This window comes from Pseudomonas sp. SWRI22 (assembly GCF_014268395.2).
In the GTDB taxonomy this organism is placed as follows: Bacteria; Pseudomonadota; Gammaproteobacteria; order Pseudomonadales; family Pseudomonadaceae; genus Aquipseudomonas; species Aquipseudomonas paracarnis.
In genome coordinates this window covers 3,777,049-3,801,361 of record NZ_JABWQK020000001.1, presented here as the reverse complement: position 1 = coordinate 3,801,361, position 24,313 = coordinate 3,777,049, and the positions used below count along the sequence as shown (strand labels likewise).

At 62.2% G+C, this 24,313-nt stretch carries 22 protein-coding genes and 1 pseudogene; 10 read left to right on the top strand and 13 right to left on the bottom strand.

What is annotated here, in order from left to right:
- Positions 1-161: 161 nt before the first annotated feature.
- Positions 162-1,184 carry an alpha/beta hydrolase gene (locus HU730_RS16580; RefSeq protein WP_034127597.1) on the top strand — a complete coding sequence of 341 codons (1,023 nt, stop codon included), beginning with the start codon at positions 162-164 and terminating at the stop codon, positions 1,182-1,184.
- The gene (locus HU730_RS16575) at positions 1,181-2,371 is read left to right on the top strand and encodes an MFS transporter (protein ID WP_096142888.1); all 1,191 of its coding nucleotides are present in this window, start codon (positions 1,181-1,183) and stop codon (positions 2,369-2,371) included. Before HU730_RS16580 ends, HU730_RS16575 begins: the two co-directional genes overlap by 4 nt.
- On the opposite strand, the gene HU730_RS16570 is transcribed toward HU730_RS16575, so the two are convergent.
- Positions 2,364-3,185 (bottom strand): helix-turn-helix transcriptional regulator, encoded by an 822-nt coding sequence (locus tag HU730_RS16570; protein ID WP_014718649.1) that lies wholly within the window; start codon positions 3,183-3,185, stop codon positions 2,364-2,366. The genes HU730_RS16575 and HU730_RS16570 overlap by 8 nt on opposite strands.
- A gap of 102 nt (positions 3,186-3,287) precedes the next feature.
- On the opposite strand from HU730_RS16570, the gene HU730_RS16565 reads away from it, so the two are divergent.
- Positions 3,288-4,499, top strand: coding sequence for an MFS transporter (locus HU730_RS16565; RefSeq protein ID WP_003190861.1), 1,212 nt, complete (start codon positions 3,288-3,290; stop codon positions 4,497-4,499).
- Between the two features lie 497 nt (positions 4,500-4,996).
- Here the strand turns inward: HU730_RS16565 and HU730_RS16560 are convergent.
- Positions 4,997-5,309: pseudogene (locus HU730_RS16560) on the bottom strand (DUF2834 domain-containing protein).
- A 192-nt stretch (positions 5,310-5,501) separates the two neighbouring features.
- Here HU730_RS16560 and HU730_RS16555 point away from each other — a divergent pair.
- Complete coding sequence (locus HU730_RS16555) at positions 5,502-7,211, top strand: amidase (protein WP_186527552.1); 1,710 nt, start codon at positions 5,502-5,504, stop codon at positions 7,209-7,211.
- A 161-nt stretch (positions 7,212-7,372) separates the two neighbouring features.
- Here the strand turns inward: HU730_RS16555 and HU730_RS16550 are convergent, their stop codons facing one another.
- A complete protein-coding gene (locus HU730_RS16550) occupies positions 7,373-7,606 on the bottom strand; it encodes a DUF6434 domain-containing protein (RefSeq protein ID WP_060764241.1) in 234 nt (77 codons plus the stop codon).
- A gap of 154 nt (positions 7,607-7,760) precedes the next feature.
- Here HU730_RS16550 and HU730_RS16545 point away from each other — a divergent pair, with 154 nt between their 5' ends.
- On the top strand, positions 7,761-8,192 hold the full coding sequence (locus tag HU730_RS16545; RefSeq protein ID WP_186527553.1) for a nuclear transport factor 2 family protein: 432 nt from the start codon (positions 7,761-7,763) through the stop codon (positions 8,190-8,192).
- Positions 8,193-8,199: 7 nt separating this feature from the next.
- Here HU730_RS16545 and HU730_RS16540 read toward each other — a convergent pair whose 3' ends face one another.
- Positions 8,200-9,525 carry a PLP-dependent aminotransferase family protein gene (locus tag HU730_RS16540; RefSeq protein WP_186527554.1) on the bottom strand — a complete coding sequence of 442 codons (1,326 nt, stop codon included), beginning with the start codon at positions 9,523-9,525 and terminating at the stop codon, positions 8,200-8,202.
- 89 nt (positions 9,526-9,614) lie between these two features.
- Between HU730_RS16540 and HU730_RS16535 the strand changes: the two genes are divergently transcribed.
- The 3 genes from HU730_RS16535 to yghX are packed head-to-tail and all read left to right on the top strand — an operon-like array spanning position 9,615 to position 11,983.
- Positions 9,615-10,505, top strand: coding sequence for a DMT family transporter (locus HU730_RS16535; protein WP_186527555.1), 891 nt, complete (start codon positions 9,615-9,617; stop codon positions 10,503-10,505).
- Between the two features lie 51 nt (positions 10,506-10,556).
- Positions 10,557-11,051 (top strand): hypothetical protein, encoded by a 495-nt coding sequence (locus tag HU730_RS16530; protein ID WP_054897340.1) that lies wholly within the window; start codon positions 10,557-10,559, stop codon positions 11,049-11,051.
- Positions 11,052-11,095: 44 nt separating this feature from the next.
- Complete coding sequence (gene yghX, locus HU730_RS16525) at positions 11,096-11,983, top strand: YghX family hydrolase (RefSeq protein WP_186527556.1); 888 nt, start codon at positions 11,096-11,098, stop codon at positions 11,981-11,983.
- Between the two features lie 121 nt (positions 11,984-12,104).
- On the opposite strand, the gene HU730_RS16520 is transcribed toward yghX, so the two are convergent.
- Positions 12,105-12,977 (bottom strand): LysR family transcriptional regulator, encoded by an 873-nt coding sequence (locus HU730_RS16520; RefSeq protein WP_089041808.1) that lies wholly within the window; start codon positions 12,975-12,977, stop codon positions 12,105-12,107.
- A 129-nt stretch (positions 12,978-13,106) separates the two neighbouring features.
- Between HU730_RS16520 and ampC the strand changes: the two genes are divergently transcribed.
- Positions 13,107-14,249 (top strand): class C beta-lactamase, encoded by a 1,143-nt coding sequence (gene ampC / locus HU730_RS16515; protein ID WP_186527557.1) that lies wholly within the window; start codon positions 13,107-13,109, stop codon positions 14,247-14,249.
- 193 nt (positions 14,250-14,442) lie between these two features.
- Here ampC and dctM read toward each other — a convergent pair whose 3' ends face one another.
- The 8 genes from dctM to HU730_RS16475 all read right to left on the bottom strand — a co-directional run bounded on the left by dctM (position 14,443) and on the right by HU730_RS16475 (position 23,163).
- Complete coding sequence (gene dctM / locus HU730_RS16510) at positions 14,443-15,723, bottom strand: C4-dicarboxylate TRAP transporter large permease protein DctM (RefSeq protein ID WP_186527558.1); 1,281 nt, start codon at positions 15,721-15,723, stop codon at positions 14,443-14,445.
- Positions 15,723-16,355, bottom strand: coding sequence for a TRAP transporter small permease (locus HU730_RS16505; RefSeq protein WP_034125996.1), 633 nt, complete (start codon positions 16,353-16,355; stop codon positions 15,723-15,725). Before HU730_RS16505 ends, dctM begins: the two co-directional genes overlap by 1 nt.
- A 201-nt stretch (positions 16,356-16,556) precedes the next feature.
- Positions 16,557-17,540: a TRAP transporter substrate-binding protein gene (locus HU730_RS16500; RefSeq protein ID WP_089041811.1), complete on the bottom strand. Its 984-nt coding sequence runs from the start codon at positions 17,538-17,540 to the stop codon at positions 16,557-16,559.
- A gap of 214 nt (positions 17,541-17,754) precedes the next feature.
- Positions 17,755-18,573, bottom strand: a complete 819-nt coding sequence (locus HU730_RS16495) for a CoA ester lyase (protein ID WP_186527559.1) — start codon at positions 18,571-18,573, stop codon at positions 17,755-17,757.
- A 14-nt stretch (positions 18,574-18,587) separates the two neighbouring features.
- On the bottom strand, positions 18,588-19,781 hold the full coding sequence (locus tag HU730_RS16490) for a CaiB/BaiF CoA-transferase family protein (protein ID WP_034125999.1): 1,194 nt from the start codon (positions 19,779-19,781) through the stop codon (positions 18,588-18,590).
- Positions 19,782-19,791: 10 nt separating this feature from the next.
- Positions 19,792-21,141, bottom strand: coding sequence for an MmgE/PrpD family protein (locus HU730_RS16485; protein ID WP_034126000.1), 1,350 nt, complete (start codon positions 21,139-21,141; stop codon positions 19,792-19,794).
- An 11-nt stretch (positions 21,142-21,152) separates the two neighbouring features.
- Positions 21,153-22,316, bottom strand: coding sequence for an acyl-CoA dehydrogenase family protein (locus HU730_RS16480; protein ID WP_034126001.1), 1,164 nt, complete (start codon positions 22,314-22,316; stop codon positions 21,153-21,155).
- Between the two features lie 28 nt (positions 22,317-22,344).
- On the bottom strand, positions 22,345-23,163 hold the full coding sequence (locus HU730_RS16475; RefSeq protein ID WP_034126370.1) for a MaoC family dehydratase N-terminal domain-containing protein: 819 nt from the start codon (positions 23,161-23,163) through the stop codon (positions 22,345-22,347).
- 245 nt (positions 23,164-23,408) lie between these two features.
- On the opposite strand from HU730_RS16475, the gene HU730_RS16470 reads away from it, so the two are divergent.
- Positions 23,409-24,308 carry a LysR family transcriptional regulator gene (locus HU730_RS16470; protein WP_034126002.1) on the top strand — a complete coding sequence of 300 codons (900 nt, stop codon included), beginning with the start codon at positions 23,409-23,411 and terminating at the stop codon, positions 24,306-24,308.
- Positions 24,309-24,313: the final 5 nt, after the last annotated feature.

Genomic DNA, 24,313 nt, shown 5'->3' with positions numbered 1-24,313 from the left:
CAGACCCTTTCGATGCTTCATTGCACTTTACTCGCGCAAGCCACGGGCGTCGTCACCTGGCACTGAAACTCAGAGGATCAGGCAAGTAATCCACTCAAATGCACTACAGAAGCCCTGCCGTCACCCGGAAAATGTGCTGACACTTCACGAGGAACACCCCTATGAAACGCCTCTTGCTCGCCCTGGGTTTGCTGGTGACTTCTCTTTCTTCATTTGGAGCCGATATGTCTAACGGTGCGGATAACTTCTACAGCAGCGACACAGTGACGGCCGAGCCTGTCACCTTCAACAATCAATACGGCATGCAGGTCGCAGGCACGCTGTTCATGCCCAGGCACCTTGCCCCAGGCTCAAAGCACGCAGCCCTGGTCGTCGGCCACCCGATGGGCGCCGTCAAAGAGCAAAGCGCCAACCTCTACGCCACCAAAATGGCTGAACAGGGCTTCGTGACCCTGTCCCTGGACCTGTCGTTCTGGGGCCAAAGCGCTGGCACACCACGCAACGCGGTGTTGCCCGACCTCTACGTGGAAGACTTCAGCGCCGCCGTGGACTTTCTCGGCACTCGCCCACAGGTCGACCGGGAACGCATCGGTGCCATCGGCATTTGTGGCAGCGGCAGTTTTGTGATCAGTGCTGCGAAGATCGATCCGCGTCTCAAGGCAATCGCCACCGTCAGCATGTACGACATGGGCGCGGCCAACCGCAATGGCCTCAAGCACGGCATGACCTTGCAACAGCGCCAGCAGATCCTGCGCCAGGCCGCCAACCAGCGCTATGTAGAGTTCCAGGGCGGCGAGACCCTCTACACCGGTGGCACGCCGCAGAGCCTCACGGGCGATCCGGTCGGCGACGAGTTCTACGACTTCTACCGCACCCCCCGCGGCGAAGTCACCCCGGCAGGCGCCTCATCGCAGACCACCACCCGGCCGACGCTGACCAGTAACGTCAAGTTCATGAACTTCTACCCCTTCAACGATATCGAGACGATCTCGCCGCGCCCACTGCTGCTGATTACCGGGGCCAACGCGCACTCCCGTGAATTCAGTGAAGACGCCTATCAACGCGCCGCCGAGCCCAAGCAATTGCTGATCATCCCCAACGCCGGCCATGTAGACCTGTACGACCGCGTCGAACTGATCCCGTTTGACACGCTCACCACCTTCTTCCAGAGCCACTTGCAGTGAGTTCCGTTACCCCTCAACCGCAACGCTGGGGCGCGGTGCTGGCGATGTCGCTCGCGGCGTTTGCCTTGGTCGCCTCCGAGTTCATGCCGGTCAGCCTGCTGACACCGCTGGCCGCTGACTTGCACATCACTGAAGGCCAGGCCGGCCAGGGCATTTCCGTGTCCGGGGTGTTCGCCTTGCTCACCAGCCTGGTGATCGCGGCGGTTGCCGCGCGGATGGATCGCAAGCGCCTGCTGATGGCCCTGACCCTGCTGATGATCGTCTCTGGCAGCGTGGTGGCGTTCGCACCGAATTACGCGGTGTTCATGCTCGGGCGCGCGTTGATTGGAGTGGCGATTGGCGGCTTCTGGTCACTGTCGGCGGCCACGGCAATGCGCCTGGTCGAGCCCGCCCAAGTGCCACGGGCCTTGGCCATCGTCAACGGTGGCAACGCCCTGGCGACGGTGATCGCGGCGCCGCTGGGCAGCTTTCTTGGCGGCCTGATTGGCTGGCGCGGCGCATTCTTTTGCGTGGTGCCAGTGGCCGTGATTGCGCTGGCCTGGCTGTGGCTGAGCTTGCCGGCGCTCAAGCACAGCGGCACGGCGGCCACCGGCAATGCGCTGCGCCTGCTGAAAAACTCCAAGGTGGCCTTGGGCATGTGCGCCGTCAGCCTGTTCTTCATGGGCCAGTTCATGCTGTTCACTTACTTGCGGCCATTCCTGGAAGGCGTGACCCGGGTGGAGGTGTCCACCCTGTCGCTGATGCTGCTGGTGCTCGGCCTGGCCGGCCTGGCGGGTACGGTGTTGATTGAGCATTTGCTCAAGCGTCACCTGTACCCGACGCTGATTGCCATTCCGTTGATCATGGCCGGCATTGCCCTTGCGCTGGTGGGGTTCGGCGGTTCAGCGATTGTCACCACCCTGCTGTTGGGCTGCTGGGGCCTGGTAGCGACAGCTGCTCCGGTTGGCTGGTGGACATGGCTGGCACGCACCTTGCCCGACGACGCTGAGGCCGGCGGGGGGTTGATGGTCGCCATCATCCAGTTGGCGATTGCCGCCGGTGCCACCGTCGGTGGCGTGGCATTCGACTTGAGCGGCTACCGGGCCACCTTCGAGTTGAGCGCCGCCTTGCTGGTAGTCGCCACGCTGCTGGCTTACCTGGCATCCCGGCGCCCTGCTCACGCATCCATGGCAAGCGGCACTACTTGAAAAAATGACTCGGCGTTTTACCAAACTGTTTCTTGAACATGCTGGTAAAAGCGCTGGGGCTTTCGTAGCCCAATTCAAACGCCACATCGATGATCTTCTCCCCCACCGCAATGCGCTCCAGCGCCAGCAGCAACCGCGCCTGCTGGCGCCATTGGCCGAAGGTCATGCCGGTTTCCTTGCGGAACAGGCGCTGGATGGTGGTCTGGTCCAATCCCAACCGCGCACTCCAGTCGGCCACGGTGGAGGCATCACTCGGTTCATCCTGCAACGCCAGGCAGATCGGGCTCAGGCGCGGGTCGGCAGGCTGGGGCAGCGACAGCGGCAAGGCCGGGAGAATGGCCAGTTCGTCAAGAATCAGGTGCATGATCCGCGCGTCGCGTGAATCCTCGGCATACGGCGGTTTCAAGCTCACCGAGGCCTTGATCAGTTCACTCAGCAGCGGCGAAACGGTCACCGTCTTGGGCTCGGCCGGCAGGTTGGGGAAGCTGTCCGGGCGCACGAACACGCTGCGCATCTTCAGCGTACCCACGCAACGCAGTGAGTGAACTTGACCGCAAGGCATCCAGAAGCCACGATTGGGCGGCACCGTCCATTGCCTCAGGGCCGAGTACACCACCATCACACCGCCAATGGCGTACAGCAGTTGGTGCTTGTTGTGGCTGTGTTCGGGGATCACCCAGTTTTCGGGGTAATCGGTGGCCGAACTGATGACGGCCCAGTCGCCCTCATCGATCTCTCGCAGAAATTTATCCAGTGATTTGATCATTTCGCCCTTTTTGCGATGGTTTCTGCCCGAATTGCGCGAGACAGGCATTGGCGCCGAATCTAGCATAAACGCCGAGTCCAGATGGAGTGGCGGTTCACATCACCGCCGCCCGCCTCCACGCCTGTCAGCTGCCTTGTACGGAATGCCCGCATGTCCACAGTCACAGCGTCACCCGCCGCACCTTCGACCAGCCCGCAAGTAAGCCCCTTAGTCATGCGCGTCCTGGGCGCCTGTGCCCTGGCGCACCTGATCAATGACTTGATCCAGGCTGTGCTGCCATCGATCTACCCGATGCTCAAGGCCAACTACGGCCTGAGCTTCACCCAGGTCGGCCTGATCACCCTGACCTTCCAGTTGACCGCCTCGCTGCTGCAACCGTGGATCGGCTACCACACCGACCGCCACCCCAAACCCTGGTTATTACCAGCGGGCATGGTGTGCACCTTGATCGGCATCCTGATGCTGGCCTTTGTCGGCAACTTCCCGGCGATATTGCTCGCGGCGGCGCTGGTGGGTGTGGGCTCATCGACCTTCCACCCGGAAACCTCCCGCGTCGCACGCCTGGCTTCCGGTGGGCGCTACGGCTTGGCGCAATCGACCTTCCAGGTCGGCGGCAACACCGGCAGCGCTTTCGGCCCGTTGCTGGCGGCGGCGATCATCATTCCCTACGGCCAAAGCCACATTGCCTGGTTCGGCCTGTTTGCGGTGTTCGCCATCCTGGTGCTGTACGGTTTGAGCCGCTGGTACCGCCACCACCTCAACCTGTTCAAGCTCAAGCAAGGCAGCCAGGCGACCCACGGTTTGTCCAAAGGCCGCGTGACATTCGCCCTGGTGGTACTGGCTGTGCTGGTGTTCTCCAAATACTGGTACATGACCAGCCTCACCAGTTACTTCACGTTCTACCTGATCGAGAAATTCCAGCTGTCGGTAGCCAGCTCGCAGATGTACCTGTTCCTGTTCCTCGGCGCAGTGGCCGTGGGCACCTTCGCCGGCGGCCCGATCGGCGACAAGATCGGCCGCAAGAAAGTCATCTGGTTCTCGATCCTCGGCGCCGCACCGTTCACCCTGGCCCTGCCCTACGTCGACCTGTTCTGGACCGCCGTACTCAGCGTGGTCATCGGCTTTATCATCGCCTCGGCGTTCTCGGCCATCGTGGTGTTTGCCCAGGAATTGGTGCCGGGCAATGTGGGCATGATCGCCGGGATATTCTTCGGCCTGATGTTCGGCTTCAGCGGGATCGGCGCGGCGCTGCTCGGGATGCTCGCTGACCATCACGGCATCGAATACGTGTACAAGCTGTGCTCGTTCCTGCCGCTGGTGGGCATCCTCACGGTACTGTTGCCGTCGACCAAAGGCGTTTGATCGGTTGCGTCGCCCCATAGCCGTAGTTATCTACAACTTTGGGGCGACGCGGGACCTGTGGCGAGGGAGCTTGCTCCCGTGACGGCCTGCCAGCCGATGCATATTTATCTGACACCACTAGATCCAAATGGGGGAGCTGGCTTGCCTGCGATGGCGGCCTGCTAGCCGAAGCCTATCTACCTGACACCCCCACGATCCAGATGTGGGTGGCTTGCCTGCGATGACCATAGGTATCGACACAATTCCGTAGCGCTCAACGGTAACCACGATGCGAAGCGAGCCGCTCTTGATCTGCTATGGATATGTCCACAATCCAACTGTGTTGACTGCCAGGCCGCCTTCGCGAGCAAGCCAGCTCCCACAGTGGGATCGCGGTGCTTCAGGTATAGAAGCGTCAACTGTCAGGCCGCCATCGCAGTCAAGCCAGCTCCCACTTTGGATCGTCGTGTGTCAGTCAGATCAGCGTCGCTGGCAGGTCGTCACGGGAGCAACAAGCCTCACTTCATGGCCCGGCGAGAAAATCCATTAACCACGATATAGAGCAAAGGCCCTACCGACACAAACACTGCCGTCAGTAAAATACGGCAGCACTGAGACCATCGACCGCCCTCGCCTACGCGCATCCCGGTACATCCACACACACGCCAGCACCGCCATCAGATACAGGTCAATCACCACCTGCGCCGTATCGGGCCGGGACATCAGTTCCCATCCAAATGCCAGCAGTGACTGCTCGGCCGTGAGCATGGTCGCCACCGTATAGAGGGTAAACCCGAGCAAGGCAGCCAGGGCGATATAAGGTCTGTGCATGGTCTCTTCCTTGAAGTGCAACGTTAATCAACGCGGCCACCTTAGCGATAAAGGGCGGCCACTCGCAATGTTGCTGACGCCTTGCGCGGGGATGTCGTTCCCGCCGCCTACACGAAGTATGCCGCGCTGGTTTTGTGAAATATCTGTACGTAGACTGCCGCCATACCCCCACTTGAAGGCGGCGAAAAAAACGTGATGCAAGTTACTGAAGTCTCCATTGCCCAATTGCGCGCTGCGCTTGAAGCCGGCCAGACCACGGCGGTTGAACTGGTGCAGGCGTACCTGGCGCGGATCGATGCCTACGATGGCCCGCAGACGGCCACTGCATTGAGCGCCGTGGTGGTACGCAACCCCGATGCGCTCAAAGAAGCCCAGGCGTCTGATGAACGCCGCGCCAAGGGGCAAACCCTGGGGCCGCTGGATGGCATTCCTTACACCGCCAAGGATAGTTACCTGGTCAAGGGCTTGACGGCTGCATCCGGCAGCCCGGCGTTTGCCAAGCTGGTGGCCCAGCGCGATGCCTTCACCATTGAACGTCTGCGTGCCGGTGGCGCTATCTGCCTGGGCAAGACCAACATGCCGCCGATGGCCAATGGCGGTATGCAGCGTGGCGTGTACGGTCGCGCCGAAAGCCCCTACAACGCCGACTACCTCACCGCGCCGTTTGCGTCGGGCTCCTCCAACGGCGCCGGTACCGCCACCGCAGCCAGCTTTGCCGCGTTCGGGCTGGCTGAAGAAACCTGGTCCAGCGGTCGCGGCCCGGCCTCCAATAATGGCTTGTGTGCCTACACGCCGTCCCGTGGCGTGATTTCGGTGCGCGGCAACTGGCCGCTGACCCCGACCATGGACGTGGTGGTGCCCTATGCGCGCACCATGGCAGACCTGCTGGAAGTGCTCGACGTCGTGGTGGCCGAAGACCCGGACACACGTGGTGACCTGTGGCGCCTGCAACCCTGGGTGCCGATCCCCAGCGTCACCTCGGTGCGCCCGGTGTCCTACGCGGCGCTGGCAGTCGACAGCGAAAACCTGGCTGGCAAGCGCTTTGGCGTGCCGCGCATGTACATCAACGCCGACCCGGATGCTGGCACCAGCGAAAAACCGGGTATCGGCGGCCCGACCGGACAAAAGATCCACACCCGCGCCACGGTGATCGAACTGTGGCAAGCCGCGCGCCAGGCATTGGAAGCGGCGGGTGCCGAAGTGATCGAAGTGGATTTCCCGCTGGTGTCCAACTGCGAAGGCGACCGCCCCGGCGCGCCGACGGTGTTTACCCGTGGCCTGGTCTCTAAAGAGTTCCTCCACGACGAACTGTGGGAACTGTCTGCATGGGCCTTCGATGACTTCCTGCGCGCCAACGGCGACCCGCACCTGAACCGCCTGGCCGATGTGGACGGGCCGAGCATCTTCCCCCACGACCCCGGCACCCTGCCCAACCGTGAAGACGACCTGGCCGCCGGCATGGACGAATACGTGCGCATGGCCCAACGCGGCATCACGCCATGGGACCAGATCAGCACCGTGCCCGACGGCCTGCGCGGCTTGGAGCAAACCCGGCGCCTGGACCTGGAAGACTGGATGGATACCCTCGGGCTGGACGCCGTGCTGTTCCCCACCGTGGCCGACGTAGGCCCGGCGGATGCCGATGTGAACGAAGCGTCTGCCGACATTGCCTGGAGCAACGGCGTGTGGGTGGCCAACGGCAACCTCGCCATCCGCCACCTGGGCGTGCCCACCGTCACCGTGCCGATGGGCGTGATGGCGGACATTGGCATGCCGGTGGGGCTCACCTTCGCCGGGCGTGCCTATGACGATTCGGCGCTGTTGCGCTTTGCCTCGGCGTTCGAAGCCACCGGCAGCAAACGGATAATCCCGCCGCGTACGCCACCGCTGGCGGCTATCTAGCTGGGCTCCTCATTCAAATGCGGGCTTGCTGTGGCGAGCAAGCTTGCTTGCGCTGGGGTGCGTAGCGCCCCAAAAAAGCCGGCTCCAGCTGCGCTGTCGAGCGGGAGCAAGCTCCCTCGCCACAGCAAGCCCGCTCCCACACTTTTTGTTCATATTTCAGTTCAAACACCGTGGTGCGAGGACCGAAGCACCTCGTTGCGACGCTGCCACTCCTCCACCACATCCCCCAAAGTCTTGGGTGTGCCGTTACGAATCCACGCCATGAATGGACGGTTGAACTTGAACGCCGGGCCACACTGCTCAAGCATAAAGCGGCGCACGTTCTGGGTGTTTTTATAGCTAGGGGTGAGGGGTGTAGCGCGGGTGATGACGTCGCTGTGCCAGTCAAAATCCATGATGTACCTCGGCTGCGCGGATGGTGATGAACACTCTAGCGCCTACTCACCTCAAGCTTCTGCAAAATTTCACTTTCCTTCCCCCTTGAGAATATTGCATGGTTGTACGACGACATACCTCGTCGTATTTCTTAACAACAATAAGGAAACACCCATGTCCAACTTCAAAGTGCTGATCGGATTTCTTTGCCTCTTCTCCGGCTACGTCGCCGCCGCGCCCGGCGCCGCCGAGAAGGATGTAGCCCAGGCAGTCGATCAATTGACCCAAGCCATGCTGCATCTGGACCTCAAGCAGCTTCATGCACTGACGTCCGACAAGCTCACCTACGGCCATTCCAGCGGCAAGGTGCAAAACAAGGCGCAATTCATTGCCGACCTGGAAACCCATACCAGCGCATTCAAAACCCTGGAGATGCAAAACCAGACCATCACCCTCAACGGCGATACCGCTCTGGTGCGCAACCACTTCCACGCCTTGGCAGTGAACAGCGGTGTGGACACACCAACCGATATCGACAACTTCCAGGTCTGGCAAAAACAGCATGGCAAATGGCTGCTGATTGGTCGCCAGGCTTACAAGTACTGAAGATCGCTCACCACGCCACCACCTTGCGCACCTTCACCAGCGCCTCACGCAACGCCGCCATGGGCACCGAACCCAGGGCCAGGCGCAGCGCGTGGGGCACCTGGGCCGAGACCGCGAACGGTTCGGCGGTTGAAACCGAGATGCCCGCGCGCTGCAAGGTCATGGCGACCTGATCGGCGCGGGCGTCTTCCGCCAACGGTAGCCACAGAAAGTAGGAGGACGGGTGACTGATGGTCTTCACGCCCCTCAGCACCTGTGCTGCCAACGCTTGACGAGCCTGGGCATCCGCACGCTTTTGCGCCTCCAGTTGCGCCACCGTGCCGTCCTCGAGCCAGCCCACCGCAATCGCGCTCATCACCCCCGGCACGTTCCAGGTAGTGGCCATGATCGTGCGTTCCAAGCCGCTCACCCAAGCCATAGGCGCAGCGATAAAGCCCACGCGTAAACCGGTGGCGACACTCTTGGACAGCCCGCCGATGTACACCGTGCGCTCGGGTGCGAGGGTCGCCAAGGGCGGCGGCGCTTCTTCGGCGAGAAACGCATAGGCGCCATCCTCGATGATCATCAGGTTGTGCTGCCGGGCGATTGCCACCAAGCGCTCGCGCTGCGCCAGGCTCATCACCCAGCCCAGCGGGTTATGCAGGGTCGGCATGCTGTACACCGCTCGCACCGGGCGCTGGCGACACAGGCTGTGCAGGTGGTCAAGATCAGGGCCGTTGGCTGTGACTGGGATGGCGACCAGTTCCAGGTGCAGGGTTTCGGCCAGTACCTTGAACCCCGAATAGGTCAGCGCATCCACCGCGATCACATCCCCAGGCTTGAGCAAGGTCATCATGCTCACCGCCAGGCCATGCTGGGCGCCGCTGACCACCAGCACCTGCTCGGCTTGCACCGTCAACCCTCGGTTCAACAAGTGCCGGGCCACGGCGGCGCGTTCGTGCACACGTCCGGCATGGGGCTGGTAACGCAGCAACGCCTCCAGGTCGCCAGACAGGGCGAGTTGGCGCAACGCCGTGCGCAGCAGCTCGGCCTGACCCGGCAATGACGGATAGTTGAAATTCAGGTCAAGCAAACCCGCCGCAACCGTCATCTGCCCACTGCCCTGCCCTGGTGGCAAGGCAATCTCACGCACAAAGGTGCCGCGCCCGGTCTCGCCACTGACCAGGCCCATGGCTTCCAGCTCGCTGTACACCCGGCTGGCAGTGACCAGCGCCAGGCCATGCTCGGCGGCCAATTGCCGATGGGTAGGCAACCGCGTGCCGGGCTGCAATTGGCCGCTGCGGATGGCCTCGGCGAAGGTATCGACCAGCGTCTTGTAGCGAGCACGGGGCATAGGGCTGTATCCATGACAATTTTTTGATTGTCTTAATCTTCAATCCTAGGATGCCCAGCACGCAACTGCCATTTTCGGACAGGTCCCCCATGGAACGCACTTCTCCTCTCGGCACTCTGGACAGCAGCACCCAGGGTTGGATCAACGGTTTTATCGGTGTGGTGATTTTCAGCGGCTCGCTGCCAGCCACGCGCCTGGCGGTCATGGAATTCGATCCGGTGTTCCTGACCATGATCCGCGCCACTCTCGCGGCGCTACTGGGGTTGTGCCTATTGAGGGTATTCAAGGAAAAACGCCCGACGCGCCAGCAATGGGCACCGCTGGTTATCGTCGCGCTTGGCGTGGTGATCGGCTTTCCACTGCTGACGGCCCTGGCCCTGCAGTACGTGACCTCGGCCCACTCCATCGTCTTTATCGGCCTGCTGCCACTGGCTACGGCGGTGTTCGGTGTGCTGCGCGGCGGTGAACGGCCGAGGCCGGTGTTCTGGTTGTTTTCGATCCTGGGCAGCCTGTTGGTGATGGGATATGCCGTTGCCCAAGGCTTGAGCGCCGCACCCGCGGGCGATGTGTTGATGCTGTTGGCCGTGCTGGCATGCGGCCTGGGGTATGCCGAAGGCGCCAAGCTGTCGCGCAGCCTGGGCGGCTGGCAGGTGATCTGCTGGGCGCTGGTGGTGTCGCTGCCGGTGGTGGCGCCCTTGAGCCTGTTGTTGGCGCCGTCTACCCTCAGCGGTATCAGCTTGCCGGCCTGGTTGAGCCTGGGCTACGTGGCGGTGTTCAGCATGTTGATCGGCTTTGTATTCTGGTACCGCGGCCTGGCCCAGGGCGGGATTGCCGCGGTCGGCCAGTTGCAGTTGCTGCAACCGTTCTTCGGCCTGGCGCTGGCAGCGGGTTTGCTGCATGAACAGGTCAGCCTGGGCATGGTGCTGGTGACGGTGGCGGTGATCGGCTGCGTGGCCGGGGCGAAGAAGTTTGCTCGCTAACCCCTGGCCTGCTAAATAGAAGCGTCGCCCAAACAACAACAAGGACTCTGCATGCACAGCGCTTCTCTCCAGGACACCACGGCGCCGGAAGGCATCTGCTACGGCTGCGGCAGCAGCAACCCTCATGGCCTGCACATCAAGAGCCGCTGGGATGACGATGGCGTACACGTCATTGCCGAGCATCAACCCGAGGCCAAATACAGCGGCTGGCCAGACCTGGTCTACGGTGGCCTGATCGCCATGCTGGTGGACTGCCATTCCAACTGGACCGCCATGGCCTACCACTACCGCGCCGAACAGCGTGAACCCGGCAGCCTGCCGCGCATCGACTGCGTCACCGGTAACCTGGGGATCAAATTCATCAAGCCCACGCCCATGGGTGTGCCCCTGGTCCTGCGGGCGCGGGTCGAAGGCGAAATCGGTCGCAAAAGCCGGGTGGTCTGCGAAGTGTATGCAGGCAGCGTGCTCACCGCCGTCGGCGACTCGGTGTTCGTGCGCGTCGACACCGGGCAACTGGCCGCCGCCGCCCATGGCCGCGAGGTTTGATCCTGGTCTACAGTGACGGCAACCGCTAATCGAGGACTGCACCGATGACTCGTCTGACCGCGAAAGACTTTGCTCCCGAACTGCTGGAACTCTACGACGGCTATGCCCACGGCAAGATCAACCGCCGCGAATTTCTCGACCGCGCCGCGCTGTTCACCCTCGGTGGCCTCACCGCTTCGGCATTGCTCGCGGCCCTGAGCCCCAATTACGCCCTGGCCGAGCAGGTGAAATTCACCGACCCGGATATCGTCGCCGACTACATCACCTACCCCTCGCCCAAAGGCAACGGCACCGTGCGCGGCTATCTGGTGCGCCCAGCCAAGGCGGCAGGCAAGCTGCCCGCCGTGGTGGTGGTGCATGAAAACCGGGGCCTGAACCCCTATATCGAAGACGTCGCCCGACGCCTGGCCAAGGCCGGCTTTATCGCCTTGGCCCCGGACGGCCTGACCTCGGTGGGCGGCTACCCCGGCAATGATGAAAAAGGCGTGGCCCTGCAGCAGACCGTCGACCCGACCAAACTGATGAACGACTTCTTCGCCGCCATCGAGTGGCTGATGCAGCACGACAGCAGCACGGGCAAAGTCGGCATCACCGGGTTCTGTTACGGCGGTGGCGTGACCAATGCAGCGGCGGTGGCCTACCCGGAACTGGGCGCGGCAGTGTCGTTCTACGGGCGCCAACCCGACGCCAAGGACGTGCCGCGCATCAAGGCGCCGGTCATGTTGCATTTCGGTGAGCTGGATACACGCATCAATGAAGGCTGGCCGGCGTATGAGCAGGCATTGAAGGCCGCGGGGACGAGGTATGAGGCGTTTATCTACAAGGGCGCCAATCATGGTTTTCATAATGATTCGACACCGCGCTATGACGAAGCAGCGGCGAACCTTGCCTGGGAACGCACCCTGGGATGGTTCCGCCAATACCTGGTGTAGGAGCGAGCTTGCTCGCGAAAAACGACAACGATAACGCGGGCGTCCTGGATAGACGCGGCGCCTGGGAGTTTTTCGCGAGCAAGCTCGCTCCTACATAAATGAGGACCTGCCTCCCCAAAGGTTATCCAACACTTGCCTGCAACCACCCTTTGAACGCCAACATCGCGGGTGTCTCAGCCCGCGACTGTAAGCGCGTCAACCAATAGCTGCCGGTGGTGATCCCCACCTCGAACGGCTGGCGGATCACATCGTTCTCCAATTGCCGTGAAAACATCAGGGCTGGCGCCAGTGCTACGCCAGTCCCTTGCAGCGCGGCCTCCATCATCGCCAGCGAAGAGTCGAACACCACGCTGCGCGGCATCCGTGTATCGCTGGGCAAACCGGCGGCCTGGAACCACAGGTTCCACTCATCGGCACGGTAGGAACGCAGCAAGGTGTGTTTCAGTACGTCAGCCGGGCTGTGCAGTTGTTCGGCAATCTGCGGCACGCACAACACCGTCAGCGGTGCCTCAAGCAAGGGGCAGGCGTCGGTGCCGTGCCACGCGCCGGCGCCAAAGCGGATGGCATAATCCAGGCCCTCGGCAGCGACATCCACGCGGTTGTTGTGGGTGGACAAGCGCAAGTCGATCAACGGGTAGCGGCTGTGAAAATCCGCCAGGCGTGGCAACAACCAGCCCACCGCAAAGGTACCGACCGCCCCCACCGTCAGGACTTCACGGTAATGCCCGCCTTCAAACTGATCCAAGGTCAGGGCAATACGGTCGAAGGCGTCACGCAACACGGGCAGCAGGGATTCGCCTTCGCTGGTGAGCATCAAGCCCCGTGGCAGGCGCTTGAACAGCGTGACGTTGAGTTGCGCTTCGAGACTTTTGACCTGATGACTGACCGCCGCCTGGGTCACGCACAGCTCAATGGCCGCACGGGTAAAGCTCAAATGGCGCGCCGACGCTTCGAAAGCGCGCAACGCATTGAGCGGCAGGTGGGAACGCAACATGGCTTGACCCAAATTTTTCTAATGGCAGGTGCGAGATATCATCGTTTGCCGGCGCCCGGAAATCCACCTACATTTGCCACGCCTGCGCAGGTTCCGATCGTCATTGCCTTATTTACATGGAAGCGAACCATGAAACACACCCTGAAAAAATATGCGGTTTCAGCCTTGTTGTTCGGCGCCGGCAGCTGCATGGCAGCCACCGATATGCGCCAGGTCGTGGACAGCCACGTCACCCCTCTGATGAAACAGCAAGGCATCCCGGGCCTGACGGTCGCGGTCGTCCAACACGGCAAGGTGCAATACTTTAACTACGGCGTCGCCGCCAAAGACACCCAGGCACCCGTCACCGAAAACACCCTGTTCGAAATCGGCTCAGTGAGCAAAACCTTCAACGCCACCCTCGGCGGGTATGCCCAGGCCATCGGCAAGCTCAAGCTGTCGGACATGACCAGCCAACATCTGCCCGTCCTGGCTGGCAGCGCGTTCGATCGCATCAGCCTGCTGCAACTGGCCACTTATACCGCCGGCGGCCTGACGCTGCAGTTTCCGGATGCCGCCGACAGTGCAACCACCATGATGGATTACTTCCAGCATTGGAAACCCACTTATGCGCCGGGGGAACAACGCCTTTACTCCAACCCTAGCATTGGCCTGTTCGGTTACGTGACCGCAAAAAGCCTGGGCCAGCCTTTCACCGTCGCCATGGAAAAAACCCTGCTGCCCAAGCTGGGCTTGACCAATACCTATACCCGCGTCCCCGCCGACAAGGCTGGCCAATACGCCCAGGGCTATGACAGCCAGCAGAAACCGGTACGCGTCAACCCTGGCGCCCTGGACTTCGAAGCCTACGGCCTCAAGAGCAGCAGCCAGGACCTGGCCCGCTACGTGATCGCGAACATGCACCCGCAACCCCTGGAACAACCGGTGCAACAGGCCATTGCCACCACTCACGCCGGCTACTACACCGTCAACGGCATGACCCAGGGGCTGGGCTGGGAACGCTACCCCTACCCCATCGGCCTGCAAGCGTTACTGGACGGCAACTCCACACCGATGGCGATGGAGCCGCACAAGGTCAACTGGCTGACACCCGCCCAGGCCGAGCCGGCCAACGTGCTGTACAACAAAACCGGGTCCACTGGCGGCTTTGGTGCTTACGTGGCGTACGTGCCAAGCAAGGACATGGGGGTGGTGATCCTGGCGAACCGGAACTACCCGAATGCCGAAAGGGTGAAAGTAGCGCACGCGATCTTGAGTGCGATGGACCAATAAGGCCGCCATCGCAGGCAAGCCAGCTCCCACATTTGGATCGCGGCGCGTCAGTTAGATCAGCGTCCGCCGTTGGGTAGTCACGGGAGCAAGCTCCCTCGCCACAGGGCCTGCGTCGTCCCTGAGTTGTGTAGATACCTATGCCCCGATGAGGGAGTGTCTGACTCATCGCCATCGGGGCAAGCCCCCTCCCCCCCTACATTCCGAGCCACTGCGGCAGCGCCAGGGAAATGAACGGCAAGTAAGTCACCATGATCAGGAACACCAGCAAAATCATCAGCCACGGCATCGCCGCGCGAATAGTCTGCCCCAATGTCAGCCCGGTCACCGCCGAAGTCACGAACAGGTTCAGCCCCACCGGCGGGTGCACCAGGCCGATTTCCATGTTCACCACCATCACAATCCCCAGGTGAATCGGGTCAATGCCCAGCTTCATCGCAATCGGAAAAAAGATCGGGGCCAGGATCAGCACAATGGCCGAAGGCTCCATAAAGCTGCCGGCAATCAGCAGCACCACGTTGACCATGATCAAAAAGCCAATCGGCGTCAGCCCTTCCGAGATTACCCACGCGGTGATTTGCTGGGGGATCTGTTCGGTGGTCAGCACGTGGGCAAACAGCATGGCGTTGGCGATGATGAACATCAGCATGATCGACAAGCGCCCCGACTCCAGCAGCACCTTGGGGCAGTCGCGCAGCTTCATGTCCTTGTAGACGAACAGCGCGACGAATGCTGAATACACGGCCGCCACTGCCGCCGCTTCGGTCGGGGTGAACATGCCGCTGTAAATGCCGCCGAGGATGATCACCAGTAGCAACAGGCCCCAGAACGCTCGGCGTGCACAGCTCAGCCATTCACAGAATGTCGCCCGGGGTTGCGCCGGCAGCTTCTTGATGCGGGCGACGATGTAGATCGCGACCATCAACATCAGGCCCAGCAGCAAGCCCGGAATCACCCCGGCCATGAACAACTTGCCCACCGAGGTTTCGGTCGCCGCCGAATACACCACCATCACAATCGACGGCGGGATCAGAATGCCCAAGGTCCCGGCATTGCAGATGATGCCAGCACCAAATTCCTTCGGATAACCGGAGCGCACCATGCCCGCCACGGCAATCGAACCCACTGCTGCCACCGTGGCCGGTGACGACCCGGACAGCGCTGCAAACAGCATGCACGCCAGCACCGCCGCAATCGCCAGGCCACCGCGGATATGCCCGACACAGGCGTTGGCAAAGTCGATCAGCCGCTGGGCCACGCCGCCGGTGGTCATGAAGGCACCGGACAACAGGAAAAACGGAATCGCCAGGAAGGTGTAGGCATCGCTGGTTTCAAACAGCTTGATCGCCAGGGAACTCACCGAGTCCTGGCTGAACATCAAAATCGACACCGCACCGGACAGCCCCAGGGCAATCGCAATCGGCACGCCCAGGAACATGAACACGAACAACAGCAAAAACAGACAGAGCACGGCCATCAGTGACGCTCCTCATGGCTGCCGGCCAACTTGCTGGCCTCACCGGCCTCGTCAGCCAACCCCAACCCGACCTGGCGGTGGGTAAAGATGCGGTAGAAAATTTCCAGGTAGCGGATCAATACCAACGCAAAGCCAATGGGCACGATCACCACGATGTCGCCGACATCGATGCCGAACTGGTCGAGGTCTTCGGCGCCGATATGCGCGGTCATCACCGCACTTACCCACTTGTAGCTGGCGACCATGAACAGCCCGGCATAGGCCAGGCAGCACAGGCAGGCGAGCATGCCGAGCAGACGCTGCACCGGGCGCCGGGTCAGCCGCACCAGCGCGTCCACACCCAGGTGGCCAGCAGTGCGCACGCCGTAGGAAATGCCGAAGAAAATCAACCAGCCGAACATGGCCTTGGTCAGCGCCACACTCCAGGTCATCTCTTGGGCCCACGTCATGCTGCCGTCGCCCAGGGCATTGAAGAAGGGGCTGCTCCAGGCCCATTTGTCGGCCAGGGTAAAGAACAGGGTGTAGACGTTGTTGAGCATGACGTAGACGAACGTCACCAGGGTCATGGCGGCCAGCAGGAAAGCAATAAAGCCTTCCTCCAGGTGCTCCCAGACGCGCCTTAGCGTTTGCATGGCAAAACCTCGCGAGGCAGAGATAGGTAAAAAGCCAGGTCAACCTGCTAGATCGTTCCCACACTCCGCGTGGTAATGCCGCCCCGGACGTTCCACGTCCTGTATCACGCCGTGCGTAAGGCGACGCGGAGCGTCACGGGATGCATTACCACGCGGAGCGTGGGAACGATCAGTCGCGGGCAAGCCCGCTCCCGCAGGGGATTACTGGTTGGACTGGTCCGCCGCCTTGATCAGGCCGGCCCCAATCTCGCTTTCGAACTTCTGCCACACCGGGCGCATGGCTTCGCGCCACAGCGCACGTTGCTCGGGGGTCAGTTCGATGATTTCGCTGGTCTTGGCGTCGATGATCTTCTGCTTGGCCGACTGGTTCAGCGCTTCGGCCTGCTTGTTCACCTCCACGGTGACCTCGGCCATGATCTGCTCCAGGGTGCTGCGCACATCCGGCGCCAGGCCGTTCCAGAATGTCGCGTTAGTGATCACCATGTAGTCGATCAGGCCATGGTTGGACTCGGTGAAGTACTTCTGCACTTCGTTGACCTTCTGGCTTTCATAGTTCGACCAAGTGTTCTCGGTGCCATTCACGGTACCGGTCTGCAGGCCCTGGTAAACCTCGGCAAAGCTCATCTTGCGCGGGTTGGCGCGGATCGCCTTGAACTGTTCTTCGAGCACACTGGAAGCTTGCACGCGGAACTTCAGGCCACGGGCGTCCTTGGGTTCATGCAGGGCCTTATTGGCAGAGAGTTGTTTGAGGCCGTTGTGCCAATAGGCCAGGCCGAGGATGTTTTTATCCTGCATCGAGGTCAGCAGTTGCTTGCCCTGGGCCGCCTGGAAACGGTCGACGGCGGCCAGATCGTTGAACAGGAACGGCAAGTCGTAGATCTGCACTTGCTTGGTGTAGTGCTCGAATTTGGCCAGGGACGGCGCCAGCATCTGCACATCACCCAGCAGCAATGCTTCCATTTCCTTGCCATCGCCAAACAGCGACGAGTTCGGGTACACCTCGACCTTGACCTTGCCGGGCAGGCGCTCTTCAGCAAGTTTTTTGAACAGCAGCGCGCCTTGGCCTTTAGGGGTGTTTTCAGCAACCACGTGGGCGAACTTGATCACAATCGGGTCTGCCGCCTGGGCCAGGCCAGCGGTAAACAAGGTGGCGGCGCACAGCAGCGCCCGGGAAAGCTTGAGCATGGGAATCACCTTCTTATTGTTGTGTTTAAGGCAAGGTGCCTGATGTTACGCGTGTCGTGAATTTCGAATTTTAGATACCTGCGTTCGGCCTGGCCGAATGCGTCCAGTGTGTGAGCTGGCTTGCCTGCGATAGCGGTGTGTCAGGCAACACAGACATTGACTGTTCTGCCGCTATCGCAGGCAAGCCAGCTCCCACATTTGGCTCCAGGTTCCGTCAGTCAGAGCTGGCAGTGAGCAGCCGTTGCGCGCGCAGCAACACCGGCGCATCCACCATCTGCCCATCAATCTGATAAGCCCCTGCCCCATGGACGCCCGCCTCCACCACCCGCCTGGCCCAGGCCAGCTCTTGGGCGCTCGGCGCTAGCGCGGCATGGATCACCGCCACTTGCTTGGGATGAATGCACAACGCCCCGGCAAAACCCATCTCATAGGCGTGCCGGATCGAACGGTGCAGGCCTTCGGGGTCGTCGATGGCCGGGTGCACGCCGTCCAGCGGCGCCGCCAGGCCCGCGGCGCGCGAATGCACGATCAACGCCAGGCGCGCCTGGTCGAGGGCCAATTCGGCGGCACGGGAGTGACTGCTCAGGTTCAGGTCCAGCGCCAGGTCCAAGCCACCGAACGACAGGCGCTCCACCTGGGGCGCCTGGGCAATCTGCGTCAGTGCCAGCAAACCGCGTGCGCTTTCGATAATCGGCCAGATAGCCTTGCCGGTCGCGGCCACCACAGCCACCTGGGCCGCGCTTTCGACCTTGGGCAGCAATACCCCGGCGACATTTGCATGGGCCTTGCAGAACGCCACGTCCTCAAAATGCTCGGCATGTTGCGGCGCGTTGATGCGCACCCACACCTGGGCCTCAGGATGGGCGTGCAGGAACGCGCCCAGATTATCCCGGGCCTGACGTTTGAGCGGCTCTTCCACCGCGTCTTCAAAATCCACAATCACTGCGTCGGCGCCGCTGGCCAGGGCCTTGGCAAACCGCTCCGGGCGGCTGCCCGGCACAAACAGCGCAGAACGTACTAAAGGCTTTGGCATCACGTGATTCCTGATTAGATAACGCCGCGCTCACGCAGACTGTTAATGGCCTCAACGGAGTAACCCAACTGGTCGAGTATGCCTTGGCTGTGTTGCCCCAGCGCTGGAACGCCGTCCATGCGCGGGGTAAACGCGGCGTTACGGGCCGGTGGCAGCAGCGAGGGCAACGGCCCCGCCGGGCTGTCGACGTCACGCCAGCTGTCGCGGGCCTTGAGTTGCGGGTGGTCCCACACGCCTTGCATGTCGTTGACCCGGGCACTGGCAATTTGCGCATGCTCCAGGCGCTGGATCACCGCCTCGACGTCCAGTTGGGCAAAGCGCTCCACAATGATCTGGCGCAGCACCTCGCGGTTGGCCGAGCGCTTGAAATTGGCGCTGAAGCGCTCGTCCGTAGCCAATGCCGGGGTGAGCAGCACTTTGTCGCAGAACGCCGCCCATTCGCGCTCGTTCTGCAAGCCGAGCATCACCGTGCCGCCGCCCCCGGTGGGAAACGGCCCGTAGGGGTAAATCGTCGAATGCGCGGCACCCGCACGCGGTGGCGGCGGCGCGCCGTCGAAGGCGTAATACATCGGGTAGCCCATCCACTCCACCAGGCTTTCGAGCATGCTCACATCGATGCGACTGCCCTGGCCGGTTTTGCCGCGCAGCAGCAGCGCCGACAGTATGCCGCTGTAGGCGTACATCCCGGCGGAGATATCCGCGATGGAGCAACCGGCCTTGGCCATCTGCTCTTCACCTGGGCCACCGGTCACCGAGAGAAAGCCGCCCTCGCTCTGGATCAGCAGGTCGTAGGCTTTCTTTTTCTCGTAGGGCCCGCCTTCGCCGTAGCCGGAAATATCGCAGACGATCAGGCGTGGAAAGCGCACGTGCAGCGCCTCGAACGATAAGCCCATGCGCGCTGCCGCGCCGGGGGCAAGGTTCTGCACCAACACATCGGCATCGGCCAAAAGCGCATCCAGAATAGCGCCCGCCTCGTCCTGCTTGAGGTCGAGGGTCAGGCTTTCCTTGGAGCGGTTGGTCCAGACGAAATGCGACGCCAGGCCACGCACCCGCTCGTCATAGCCACGGGCGAAGTCGCCGGTGCCGGGGCGCTCTACCTTGATGACCCGGGCACCGAGGTCGGCCAGCTGGCGCGTGCAAAATGGCGCGGCAATCGCGTGTTCCAGGCTGACGACGGTGATGCCGTCCAGCGGTCGTTGTTCAGTCATGACAAATCCCTCAAAGCCAATGGGCCATGGACGCGGTAGTGCGCAGGTTCCACACCTGCTCGATCAGGCCTCTGGCCTGGGTCGGGGTGCGGGCGCCGCTGAAGTGGGCCAGGCGCTGGAACTTATCCGCCAGTTCGGCCCGACTCAGGGTGTTGCCCGGGTCGCCCTTGGGTTCATCAATGGCACCGCGCAGCGTGCGGCCATCGGTGGTGGTGACCGTGACGCGGCCCAGCCAGCGTTGCGGGTAGGCGCTGTCGACTTCCGGGTCCAGGGTCATGCTGACCTTGTCGCGAAACGCCGCGACCGCAGGATCGGTCAACGCCAGCTCATGGAATTCAGGCAACCCGGCTTTGCCATGCACAGCGATCAGCCCAAGCACGGTGCCCATGGAAAATTTGGCCTGGTGCACGGTGGCCGGTACCGTCACTCGGCCGAGTACGTCAATGGCGCCTTGGTGCACGTGGGTTCGCACCTGGGAGATCTGCGCAGCGCTCAAGCCTTCACGCTGCATCACGGCCAGCAGCGCGTCGGCAGCAGGATGGGTGTGGCGACAGGAGGCGTGGAATTTGAATGAGGTTTCCACCAGCGCCCAACGGCTGCCCAGCTCGGCAGACAATTTTCCCGGCTGGGCATCACTGGACATACCTGCCGCCAAACCTTGCTCACCTTCAAGGATATTGCGCGCGCCGGTCAGCCCATCGGCCGTAAGGTAAGCCGCCAGCAAGCCGTCCGCCGCCGCCTTGGCCGTGTGCAGTTGTTTGGAGTCGGCGGCATCGCGCAGAAACTCCCACAGCCCGGCAGCCTGGGTGCCGGCGCTGCCGAGCAGGCTGATGAATTGTTCTTCGTTGAAATCGAGCAACTTGCCCACCGCGACTGCCGCCGCCAGGGTGCCGACCGTGGCCGTGGTGTGGAAGATGCGGTAGTGCGAGCGGCCCATGAACTCACCGATGCGAATTCCCGCCTCGTAGCCGGCCACCGAGGCCAGCAAGAGTTCACGGCCAGACTTGCCGAGGTCCTGGGCAGCCGCCAACGCGGCGGGAAACACTACGGTGGCCGGGTGCAGCACGGAACAGTTGTGCAGGTCATCCTGCTCCACCAGGTGTGAGGAGGCGGCGTTGACCAGTGCGGCGAAATACGCGCTGGTGCCGGTGCCGTTGACGATCACCTGGGCCGGGCCGCTGCTCGGGCCCATCTTCTGCGCGTAGCGTTCAAACAAGGGAATCGGGTGCGCGCCTTGGCTGGCCAAGGCGGACGCGAGCCAATCCAGGTACAGCTCTTCGGTACGCGCCAGCACGGGCTCGGGCAATTGTGAGTACGTCAGCTCGGCCAGGAACCGGCACAGGGCTTGGGTATGATGCATGCTCAAGGCCCTCAGAAGCTGCGTGGCAATTCGAGCAAATGCTCGGCCACGTAGGACAGGATCAGGTTGGTGGAGATCGGCGCCACCTGGTACAGGCGGGTCTCGCGGAATTTGCGCTCCACGTCGTACTCGCAGGCAAAGCCGAAGCCGCCGTGGGTTTGCAGGCAGGCGTTGGCCGCTTCCCAGGACGCCTTGGCCGCCAGGTACTTGGCCATGTTGGCACTGGCCCCGGCGTTCTTGCCGCTGTCGTATTCCTCGCAGGCACGCCAGCGCATCAGGTCGGCCGCTTCGATCTCGATATGCGCCTCGGCAATCGGGAACTGCACGCCCTGGTTCTGCCCGATTGGCCGGCCAAACACCACACGGTCGCGGGCATAGGCGCTGGCCTTTTCGATGAACCAGCGGCCGTCACCGATGCACTCGGCGGCAATCAGCGTGCGCTCGGCATTCAGGCCATCGAGGATGTATTTGAAGCCCTTGCCTTCCTCGCCAATCAGGCTGTCCAGGGGCAGCTCCAGGTTGTCGAAGAACAGCTCGTTGGTCTCGTGGTTGACCATATTGGCGATGGGCTGCACGGTCAGGCCGTTGCCGATGGCCTGGCGCAGGTCTACCAGGAAGATTGACATGCCTTCGGATTTTTTCTTTACGTCGGCCAAGGGCGTGGTGCGTGCCAGCAGGATCATCAGGTCGGAATGCTGTACCCGAGAGATCCAGACTTTCTGGCCGTTGATCACGTACTTGTCGCCGCGCTTGATCGCCGTGGTCTTGATCTTGGTGGTGTCGGTGCCGGTAGTGGGTTCGGTGACGGCCATCGACTGCAGGCGCAATTCACCGCTGGCCAGCTTGGGCAAGTAGAAGCGTTTTTGCGCTTCGCTGCCGTGACGCAGCAGGGTGAACATGTTGTACATCTGGCCGTGTACGGTGCCCGAGTTGCCGCCGCAGCGGTTGACTTCCTCAAGGATCACCGAGGCTTCGGCCAGGCCCAGGCCGGAACCGCCGTATTCCTCGGGGATCATGGCCGACAGCCAACCGGCGTCGGTCAGGGCCTTGACGAAGGCTTCAGGGAAGCCTTTTTCTTCATCGATCTTGCGCCAGTAAGCGGCATCGAACTCGGCGCACAAGGCGCGCACGCCTTCGCGGATGGCCTTGAGTTCTTCGTTGTCATGGGCATTCATTAACGGCTCTCCGCCTGTTGTTATCGGGTTATTCGAAATGCACTTGGGCGGTCTGTGCCAGGCCTTCAGTATTGCCCGCCCAGAGTTCTGCGACGCCGGTTGCGGTGATACGCCCGCCCACCTCAAAAGGCTGTGGCGCAATCAGTGGGCGCACGCCGCGATAGGCAAAGCGGCGCAGGGTCGCCTCAGGGTGCGCCCGGCAGAACGCACGCAGGTTCAAAGTGGCGATCAGCGGGCCATGCACCACCAGGCCGGCATAGCCTTCGGTGCCGGTGACATAGGGATAGTCGTAGTGGATGCGGTGGCCGTTGAACGTGACGGCGCTGTAACGGAACAACAGGGTCGGCGTCGGCTCGACGGCCTCTGTCCATTCGCCCCGGGCCAGCGCGTCGCCGCTGCCAAGCTTGGGTGGCGTGGTTTCGCGGTAGACGATGTCCTGTTCCTCGCGGATGGCCAGGCGCCCTTCCTGGGAGTAGTCATGGCGCACGGTGACAAATAGCAGTGAGCCGGTGCGCCCGGTCTTTTCTTCGACCTGGGTGATGGTCGACACGCGCGTAGCCGCCTCGCCAGCCCGCAGTGGGTGCAGAAATTCAACACGCCCACCGGCCCACATGCGATTGCGGTTATCGGCCGGCGGCAGGAACCCGCCGCGTGCCGGATGGCCGTCGCTGCCCAACGCCACCTCCGGCAGCGGGTCCTGGAAAAAGCACCATTGCCACAACGCAGGCACAGCGTCGCCGTCGGCAGGCACCTCTTCACCTAACGTCGCGGCGATGCGCTTGAGCAGGTTATGGCTCAGGTGGTCGTGGGCGGTCTCACTTCGGCCGATCCAATCAGTGGCGCTCATCGGGTGCAGGTCCTCAGGCAGTGGGTGTCTGCCGTGGATCATGCAAGGGCCTGCCCGTTCTGAGAATTTGCATTTCAATAAACCAGCGTTCGGTTAAGCTGAACGCACCATTCCTATGCGTACCTCTTGTGGCGAGGGAGCTTGCTCCCGTTGGGGCGCGAAGCGGCCCCAAAAAACAGGTCTGCTTCGCAGTCCAGCGGGAGCAAGCTCCCTCGCCACGAGTGATCACAAGCCTGGAGTTTTGCATGCACTTCGATCTCGCCGACCTGCGCCTGTTTATCCATATCGCCGAATCCCCCAGCCTCACCCAGGGTGCCAAGCGCGCCTTCCTGTCGCCGGCTGCCGCCAGTGCGCGGATCAAAGCCCTGGAAGGTCAGCTCGACACGCGCCTGTTGTACCGCGATAGCCGGGGCGTGGAGATCACCCCGGCAGGCGAGCGCCTGTTACACCATGCGCGGTTGATCATGCGCCAGGTGGATTACCTCAAAAGCGAGTTCACCCAATACGGCGTGGATTCGGCCGGGCATATCCGTATCTTCGCCAACACCACGGCGGTCACCGAGTTTTTGCCGGAGGTCTTGGCAGGCTTTCTGTCACAGCGCCCGGGCGTCACCGTCGACCTGCAGGAGCGCCTGTCGCGGGACATCGTGCGTGGGGTGCTCGATGGCACCAGTGACATGGGCATCATCGCCGGCCCCGTGGAAGCCTCCGGCCTGCAAGTGTTGCATTTCAGCACCGACGAACTGGTGCTGATGGTACCCGTCGGGCATCCGTTGGCCGACCAGCCTTCGGTGACCCTTGAGCAGACCCTCGCGTATCAGCATATCGGCCTGCATGAAGGCAGCACGCTGTTGAGTTTCCTGCGCGAACACGTCGAGCGTCTGGGCAAGCAATTGTCGCTGCGTATCCAGGTCTCGAGCTTCGAGGCGATCTGCCGGATGGTCGAGGCCGGCGTGGGCATCGGTATCATTCCCGAGTCCGCCGCCCTGCGTCACAGCCGCACCATGCAGCTGGTGACGGTAAAACTGGACGAGCCCTGGGCGATTCGCGAGCGCAGCATCCTGGTACGCGAGCTGGAAGCGCTGCCGGGGACCATTCGCGCCCTGATCGCCACGTTGATGCCCGCACCCCTGGGCAAATCCTGATGTTT

Bases quoted from the DNA above. Each gene is read 5' to 3' on its own strand.
- HU730_RS16580 (WP_034127597.1), top strand. From the start codon at position 162: ATGAAACGCCTCTTGCTCGCCCTGGGTTTGCTGGTGACTTCTCTTTCT.
- HU730_RS16570 (WP_014718649.1), bottom strand. From the start codon at position 3,185: ATGCCTGTCTCGCGCAATTCGGGCAGAAACCATCGCAAAAAGGGCGAA.
- HU730_RS16565 (WP_003190861.1), top strand. From the start codon at position 3,288: ATGTCCACAGTCACAGCGTCACCCGCCGCACCTTCGACCAGCCCGCAA.
- HU730_RS16550 (WP_060764241.1), bottom strand. From the start codon at position 7,606: ATGGATTTTGACTGGCACAGCGACGTCATCACCCGCGCTACACCCCTC.
- HU730_RS16545 (WP_186527553.1), top strand. From the start codon at position 7,761: ATGTCCAACTTCAAAGTGCTGATCGGATTTCTTTGCCTCTTCTCCGGC.
- HU730_RS16540 (WP_186527554.1), bottom strand. From the start codon at position 9,525: ATGCCCCGTGCTCGCTACAAGACGCTGGTCGATACCTTCGCCGAGGCC.
- HU730_RS16535 (WP_186527555.1), top strand. From the start codon at position 9,615: ATGGAACGCACTTCTCCTCTCGGCACTCTGGACAGCAGCACCCAGGGT.
- HU730_RS16530 (WP_054897340.1), top strand. From the start codon at position 10,557: ATGCACAGCGCTTCTCTCCAGGACACCACGGCGCCGGAAGGCATCTGC.
- yghX (WP_186527556.1), top strand. From the start codon at position 11,096: ATGACTCGTCTGACCGCGAAAGACTTTGCTCCCGAACTGCTGGAACTC.
- HU730_RS16520 (WP_089041808.1), bottom strand. From the start codon at position 12,977: ATGTTGCGTTCCCACCTGCCGCTCAATGCGTTGCGCGCTTTCGAAGCG.
- ampC (WP_186527557.1), top strand. From the start codon at position 13,107: ATGAAACACACCCTGAAAAAATATGCGGTTTCAGCCTTGTTGTTCGGC.
- dctM (WP_186527558.1), bottom strand. From the start codon at position 15,723: ATGGCCGTGCTCTGTCTGTTTTTGCTGTTGTTCGTGTTCATGTTCCTG.
- HU730_RS16505 (WP_034125996.1), bottom strand. From the start codon at position 16,355: ATGCAAACGCTAAGGCGCGTCTGGGAGCACCTGGAGGAAGGCTTTATT.
- HU730_RS16500 (WP_089041811.1), bottom strand. From the start codon at position 17,540: ATGCTCAAGCTTTCCCGGGCGCTGCTGTGCGCCGCCACCTTGTTTACC.
- HU730_RS16495 (WP_186527559.1), bottom strand. From the start codon at position 18,573: ATGCCAAAGCCTTTAGTACGTTCTGCGCTGTTTGTGCCGGGCAGCCGC.
- HU730_RS16490 (WP_034125999.1), bottom strand. From the start codon at position 19,781: ATGACTGAACAACGACCGCTGGACGGCATCACCGTCGTCAGCCTGGAA.
- HU730_RS16485 (WP_034126000.1), bottom strand. From the start codon at position 21,141: ATGCATCATACCCAAGCCCTGTGCCGGTTCCTGGCCGAGCTGACGTAC.
- HU730_RS16480 (WP_034126001.1), bottom strand. From the start codon at position 22,316: ATGAATGCCCATGACAACGAAGAACTCAAGGCCATCCGCGAAGGCGTG.
- HU730_RS16475 (WP_034126370.1), bottom strand. From the start codon at position 23,163: ATGAGCGCCACTGATTGGATCGGCCGAAGTGAGACCGCCCACGACCAC.
- HU730_RS16470 (WP_034126002.1), top strand. From the start codon at position 23,409: ATGCACTTCGATCTCGCCGACCTGCGCCTGTTTATCCATATCGCCGAA.